This window comes from Paraburkholderia sp. BCC1885 (assembly GCF_900996235.1).
Classification (GTDB): Bacteria; Pseudomonadota; Gammaproteobacteria; order Burkholderiales; family Burkholderiaceae; genus Paraburkholderia.
In genome coordinates, this window is record NZ_CAAJGM010000079.1 from 1 (window position 1) to 541 (window position 541).

The window sequence follows — 541 nt, forward strand, 5'->3', positions numbered from 1 at the left end:
GGCCCGGCGCCCACGATCAGCACCGGCGCGATATCCAGCGGGACGGCAAGCATCTCGACCTCCGCGATCCAGGACGGTCCCCAAGTCTACGCCCGCCGCCGCACGCGTTCCAGACGCACACGCGCAAATGGACGGGCCCGACGCGCGCTGTGGGAAAATGCGTCTTTCTCGCCAGTCTTGCGTCATGGAATCCGTTTTCGATCGCGCGTTCGCGGCGCATCGGGCAGGCCGCCTGGCCGAGGCCGAGCGCGACTACCGCGCCGCGCTCGCGGCCAACCCGGCCGATGCCGATGCACTGCATCTGTTCGGCGTGCTGCGCCATCAACAGGGGCAGAACCAGGAAGCGGCCGATCTGGTCGGCCGCGCGGTGGAGCTGCGCCCGAACGATGCCGCGCAGCACCTCAATCTCGGCAATGCGCTGAAGGCGCTGGGCCGGATCGACGACGCGATCGTGCGCTTTCGCAACGCGCTGACGCTGGCCCCCGACTTCCCGCTCGCGCACTACAACCTCGGCAATGCCTATGCCGCGCAGGAGCGTCAC

General features: G+C 69.1%; 1 protein-coding gene. It reads left to right on the top strand.

Annotation, left to right across the window (positions count from 1 at the left end; translation table 11 throughout):
• Nucleotides 1-184: 184 nt before the first annotated feature.
• Nucleotides 185-541: tetratricopeptide repeat protein (locus tag FQ755_RS06835; RefSeq protein ID WP_186308435.1), on the top strand; the 357-nt coding region annotated here is incomplete at its 3' end.